Raw genomic sequence first — 3,690 nt, 5'->3', positions numbered from 1 at the left:
CGTATCAGCAAGCATTTAATCTAAACGGCAGTTACACAGAATTCGGGATGGTCTCCTAGGACGTATCGTTCGCAATCCTGCTTTTATAACTGACTACAATCATTTAGTCACACCCACTAGCCCAGCTGGACAAACAGCGCAAGGATGGGAGTTTGAGATGATTAATCGGCTAAAAAAAGACGCTTCTGATTTCCAAAAACGCCCTATTAGAAATTATTTAGAATACTGAAATTAATAATCTTTCATGATAAGTGGGGTAATAACTTAACCACATATCCTACCCATTAATAAGACTTGATATCCTTGCTATCCATAAATCTGAATCACCTTGGTTAGCTGTCCAAAAAAAGTATACAGGCGTATCGGGATCATTGATTTCCACCCGTACACCAGTAAAATTATGCTTAGTGAACCGCCCTGAGATTGTCGGAGACTCAACATCCTGAGAGAATACGACAATAAAAAAATAAAACTACGCCCTTTGATCTTTATTTAAAGGCATCACAACGCCATATAAAAATCGATTTAATGCAGTAAGGCTTGATAATAACCATTATATTGCATTCATAATTGCTTTTCTGCAAAATGGTATGAGTATATGAGTATATGAGTATATGAGTATATGAGTAAAATTTGTTTCTTTCGACAATATAAGGCGGCAAACGTGCCAAGAAATTTAAACTAAGATCAATATGTCAGCTTTCATATGTACGTTTTAAAAAGATACATGAAGACATATCAAATTATCCCTTTGCTTCTTACTAATATAAGTACAGATATAAGTACAGGTATAGTATATACTAGTATAACATTCAACCTATAATGATAGGTCATATAACCAACATAATTAAACGTGGAGTAATTATTATGGACGTTGTGAACTACACTGATTTTAGAAAGAGCTTAGCAAAGTATATCGATAAGGTAGACACTGATAAAGGCCCGATATTAATTACAAGACAAAATGCTAAACCGACGGTATTAATGAGTTTAGAAGAGTTTAACTCGTATGAGGAAACACTGCATCTTTTAAGCAGCCCTACCAATGCCAAGCGTCTCAGACGCTCTATTGCTGATGCTAAAGCTGGTCGCTTGATTGAACGTGAGATTGATGCCAAAGATATGCCACTCACTTTTGATGATGAGGTAGACGCTTGATACTATCTTGGACGGAAGACGCGTGGGAGGACTATGAGTACTGGCAAAGAACCAGTAAAGAGAAAGTCAAACAGATCGGTAAGCTGATTAAAGCCATCAAACGTGACCCATTTAAGGGTATTGGCAAACCTGAACCACTCAAACATGACCTTGCAGGCTACTGGTCTCGTCGAATTGATCAAGAGCATCGGCTGGTTTATGAAATTCAAGATGATGCGATCATTATCGTCCAGTGCCGTTATCATTACTAAGCAAAGGTATAACAGCTCAAAAAGTGCCTGATTTATAATTAGGCACTTTTTCATAGTGATAGGTAGTTAGTTAATGTCCAGAAACGTTCTTTAATTCTTGAGACATCTCAGCAATCAACTGACGCGAGTACTTAGCCACGATTTGTATTTCAGAATAGCTATGGTCAACCTTTAAGAGACTTGCGATGATTTGACGCTTCTTAGTAACGGGTCTACGGCTTCTATGTTTATTTTCTGCTTTAGCCTAAGTAATTTAAAAATGCCCTAGATATTAAAAACCTAATCTATATGACAAACAAAAAAATGCCTCTGGGAGTTGACTCCTAGAGGCATTTAGTTTTTAATGTAATTAACGGTTACAGTGTGCGTCAACACGCTGTAACGAACAAATAAGCATCTGAAGTGCGTTATTTGAACAGCATTAAATGCCCGTTTAAGTGCATTTTATCTTAAAGTCTGCTCAATATCAATATACCTACCGTATACTTATTCGCTCGTTACATCCTCGTGCAGCTCTCTCTGTAATTGTTACCCGTCAAATGGGTGGCAGGCCTCGGTGACGACTGCGTTTGACATAAGGGTGAGCTCCCTACAGGGGTGACTAGACAAAGGATCAGAGCAACGCAATGAGTGGTTACTCGTGCATATCGTAGCGGTATATTGGGTTTAGGCCCTTGCTAGCGTATGACAGCACAGTAGCGGTTAAGAGCGTGTCTAGGCGGTGCTATCAGCCGTAATCTTAACAACCGTAGCTTGATACAGTGATACGGTCTTGATGACGCGATGGGCGATGAAGTCGGCATGACTAATCACATCAAATCCAAGGAATGCACTAAAGCGATTGTGAGTATTTTATCTACTCATAATCGCTTTAGGGTGAGTGTTCCTTGAAATCTGCTCAAGGCTCCAAAATCAGCATAAATTCACTTAGGCTAACTTAAGTAGTATATAGCCCACTCGGCTATATACTATAAGAGTCCAGAGAAAAATTTAGAATAGTTAATATACAACAATCACTTATTCAGTGAGTCGATATTGTCATTGAACCGCCCCGGGATTGTCGGAGACTTAACATTCTGAGAGAATACGACAATGAAAACACGAAACTACACTCCTGAGATTAAAGACCGCGCCGTTCGCATGCTGACTGAAGCAGCAAATGACTATCCCTCTACCTGGTCAGCTATTCAAGCCATTGCCCCTAAGATTGGCTGCACGCCTGAAACTCTGCGGTCTTGGCATAAAAAGCACATCGATCAAACCATTCCTGCTTCAGTGCAAGCTCAAAGCCAAGAGCAACGTATTAAAGAGCTTGAACGCGAGAATAAAGAGCTCAAGCAAGCTAATGAGATCATACGTAAGGCTGCCGCTTTTTTCGCCCAGGCGGAGCTCGACCGCTGACTAAAATCATGATTCAATTCATCGACGATCATAAGAATAATTATGGGGTCGAGCTGATCTGTAGAGTATTACCGATTGCCCCATCAACCTATTATCGTGCTCAAGACTTAAGCGACAACCCACACAAGCGTTCACTGCGCAGTCAGCATGACGACTATTATCTCAGCGAGATTAAACGTATTTGGCAGGACAGTAAATGCCGTTATGGTGTGCGTAAAGTCTGGCAGCAGATGAAAGCTGACGGGTTAAAGGTTGCTCGGTGTACCGTAGAGCGATTAATGAAGCAGTATGGCCTACAAGGCGTCTGGCGTGGCAAAGGCAAGATTACCACCAACAGCCGTGACGACCAAAAGCGCGCTGATGACTTAGTCAATCGTAACTTTAGCGCTTATCGTCCTAACCAGCTGTGGGTTGCAGATTTCACCTATATCAAGACGACAAGCGGCTGGGTCTATACCGCTTTTATTATTGATGTGTTTGCCCGTGCTATCGTTGGTTGGAAGGTATCTAATCGTATGAACACGAATATGGTGATGGCGGCTTTAAATCAAGCAATAGCAGATAGAAACCATCCCAAAGATGTGATTCATCACAGTGATCGAGGGGTTCAGTACTTATCCATTCGCTACACTGATAAGATGGCTGACTCTGGCGTGATCGCCTCTGTTGGTACAACAGGCGACTCTTATGACAACGCATTGGCTGAGACGGTTAACGGGCTTTATAAGTCTGAGGTGATTGAGTATCTAAAAGAACAATGGCATGGCGTGAACGATGTTGAATTGGCAACCCTTGAATGGGTGGACTGGTTTAACAAAACCCGTTTGCATAGCACGATTGGATATGTGTCACCTTTTGAATTTGAAAAGCGGTATTATGA

Annotated in this window: 3 protein-coding genes and 1 other annotated feature; all 3 genes read left to right on the top strand. The window is 41.1% G+C overall.

What is annotated here, in order from left to right:
- Positions 1-867 precede the first annotated feature (867 nt).
- Entirely contained in the window at positions 868-1,158 is a 291-nt protein-coding gene (locus EI162_RS13745) for a type II toxin-antitoxin system Phd/YefM family antitoxin (RefSeq protein ID WP_087813576.1), read from the top strand.
- A complete protein-coding gene (locus EI162_RS13740) occupies positions 1,155-1,409 on the top strand; it encodes a Txe/YoeB family addiction module toxin (protein WP_087813577.1) in 255 nt (84 codons plus the stop codon). The genes EI162_RS13745 and EI162_RS13740 overlap by 4 nt, the downstream gene beginning before the upstream one ends.
- A 1,092-nt stretch (positions 1,410-2,501) precedes the next feature.
- Positions 2,502-3,690, top strand: a protein-coding gene (locus EI162_RS13735) for an IS3 family transposase (protein WP_192524870.1) whose coding sequence is annotated in 2 segments (ribosomal slippage) — positions 2,502-2,778 and positions 2,778-3,690 — 1,190 coding nt annotated over the 2 segments. Because the reading frame shifts where the segments join, the coding sequence is not laid out codon by codon here. This gene is flagged as partial in the annotation.
- Positions 2,777-2,893 (top strand) — a sequence feature (AL1L pseudoknot). Its footprint overlaps the gene before it by 117 nt.

Source organism: Psychrobacter sp. FME6, from assembly GCF_014861365.1.
Classification (GTDB): domain Bacteria; phylum Pseudomonadota; class Gammaproteobacteria; order Pseudomonadales; family Moraxellaceae; genus Psychrobacter.
The sequence above is the reverse complement of the archived record's forward strand: the minus strand, read 5'-3'. Positions and strand labels throughout refer to the sequence as shown.

Coding starts and splice junctions, on each gene's coding strand:
- EI162_RS13745 (WP_087813576.1), top strand. CDS start 868: ATGGACGTTGTGAACTACACTGATTTTAGAAAGAGCTTAGCAAAGTAT.